At 59.3% G+C, this 2,244-nt stretch carries 2 protein-coding genes; both read right to left on the bottom strand.

What is annotated here, in order from left to right:
• Window positions 1-612: 612 nt before the first annotated feature.
• Window positions 613-1,257, bottom strand: coding sequence for a recombinase family protein (locus tag ACO2Q5_RS23845; protein WP_423295710.1), 645 nt, complete (start codon window positions 1,255-1,257; stop codon window positions 613-615).
• 275 nt (window positions 1,258-1,532) lie between these two features.
• Window positions 1,533-1,793: a hypothetical protein gene (locus tag ACO2Q5_RS23840; protein ID WP_423295708.1), complete on the bottom strand. Its 261-nt coding sequence runs from the start codon at window positions 1,791-1,793 to the stop codon at window positions 1,533-1,535.
• Between the last annotated feature and the right edge of the window lie 451 nt (window positions 1,794-2,244).

The following is a 2,244-nucleotide window of genomic DNA, read 5'->3' as shown; positions in this document are numbered from 1 at the left end:
ATCCAGATCCGCATCGCCATCATGAACAGATACAACGCCCTCGGCACCGCCGAGATCACAGCCGTTCGCTGAACGCAGAGCGGGAAAGGGTCACCTTGGCCTCCATCCGATTAACGCAACAACGCCCTCTTGACCCCTGTATACTCTCACATTTCGCCGGAAAAGTCACAGGACAAACCGTGAACGGTTCAGGCCGGGTGCAATGAAAGTCGGCCAATGCAACCGCAAAAAATGGAGCCGGATTTGCCGCCGAAATAGGGGGTATGGGGCGTTTCTGGGCGGGTCCCCGATATGTTGCATAAATGCAACTCAATTGGGGCCGGATGAGTCCCGGAAGGGGCTTCCATTACATCAAGGCCACATCTGCCAGTTGCATACGTTCCGGGCGGCATCACGCATCTGCGGATGAAACCGCAAGGAAAATGTTGCTATGAAACCACTTAGCAGCACCTGCGAGCTTTCGCGGCCCCCACCCGTACCACCTAGGACGGGTCCCGGCGGGTGAAAACGTGGGATATGTGACATTATGCCCGCCTGACGGCGGGCAGCGGCCCATTCAGCCCGTCGCAGGGTCAGCCAGCCAGTGCTCTGAGCACAGCCGCGCCGTCACCCCTACAGCCCCCAGCGGGCCAATGCCGCCTCTGCGCCTGCCAGATCGTCGCGGATACGCAAGACAGTCTGCCGGGTCAGGCCACTGTCGCGGGCGATGGTGGAGACGCTGGGAGACGGTCCAGCGAGCGCGGCGACTACATGGTCAAGCTGGCTGCGGCTGTAGCTGGGCTTCCTGCCCGGATAGCGGGTGTCTGCGTCAGCAGACGCCTTGGCATGGTCGATCCCGGCCCGCTGGGCTGCCTTGGTGGCCTCTGCCTGCGCCTGTGCCGTTGCAGCCATGAAGGCGATAAGACTGTCACGCACAGCCTTCTGGATAGGGTCTTTGGTCGCACCGTCAAAGGTGAAGCCATTGATCACCGTCTTCACCACGATTCCCTTATTCATAAGGGCGTTGATAGTGTTCTTCACATCGTCATAGTCCCGGCCCAGCCGGTCCACCCAGCGGCACACCAGCACGTCACCAGCGCGCAGAATATCGAAAAGGCGGGATGCCTGCGGGCGATCCGCGAAAGGCACAGAGACGCCCGATACGCCTTCGTCAGCGATCACCTGATCAATGATGAAGCCTGCCTTCTCCGCCTGCGTCCGCTGGTGCGCGAGCGTCTGGTCAGCGGTCGAGACGCGGGCATAAAGGATCGCCTGCAAGGTTGCCTACTGTCCGCAAGGGTTATGTCCAATAGATAGCGTGTCCGTTGATTAATATCAACCCTTACGAACGCTCTTTTCGAGGCATTTTCAGGATTCCGCTGGGGTATAGCCTTGCGGACATGCTGAAGGGTGATGCCCGCCGTCAGGCGGGGGTCTGGCAGGGATGGAGCGGCGGTTTAGATATTGCGAACGGATCTCATCTGGAATGTGAACGCAGCCCGAAAGTTGCTGACCCATCGGTCGGCGGCGACCTATGGGGGATTCAATGCCGGTCAGTTGCTGCGGAAGGTGTTGTATGCGCCCGCCGCGCCGTTACCCAAAGCCTCTAGGTCTTTCTCATCAAACTTACGGAACGCACCGACAAAAAGAGCAGCCGTAATCGCTGTGATCGAAGCGATGGGTGCGACGATCATCGCTACTGAGAAAGCACCACTTGCAAAATGGAACGGCCCCCAAAAGGTATTGTGGACGAGGTGAGCAAGGTGGCTGCCATGCCCAAAATCACGACAATACCCGTTCCAGCCGCGATCCATCGTAGCCAGTACCGTTGCCCTACCTCGCGTTTTTGTAGGTTTCGTTACGCCCGGTCGGTTTCGAGAAGTTCAAACTCAAGACGCTCTACCTCGGCCCTGCGGGCCGCGTCTGAGGAAGGGGTGAGGTCGGCGGCGTTGGGCGGGATTTCAACCATTTGCCGCCGCTGCCGCCGCCTTCTTGCGAAGCTCGATGTAGTGACCCTGAATCAGATCATCAGGGATACGCGCGTAATGTCCGCCCATCTTGCTCGCAACGTCCCAAGGCCCGCCGGGGACGTGCGTCAGATCGGACAGCCTGAAAGCAGGCAGCTTTCCGTAGATGTTCGTATGCGGCGGCCGCGCCCCATTGGATTATCGCTTGCACGGCGAGTTCGGAGTGATGGCAGAGGTCTGTTCGTAGCTCACAGTGGGCTACTTGATGAGCTCATTTCGTCAGGCGTCGCATGTAGGG

It is taken from the genome of Neotabrizicola sp. VNH66, assembly GCF_049445895.1.
In the GTDB taxonomy this organism is placed as follows: domain Bacteria; phylum Pseudomonadota; class Alphaproteobacteria; order Rhodobacterales; family Rhodobacteraceae; genus Pseudogemmobacter.
This window is presented reverse-complemented; position numbering and strand designations above follow the sequence as displayed.

Excerpts from the sequence above, each read along its gene's own strand:
- ACO2Q5_RS23840 (WP_423295708.1), bottom strand. The coding sequence starts at position 1,793 with ATGGATCGCGGCTGGAACGGGTATTGTCGTGATTTTGGGCATGGCAGC.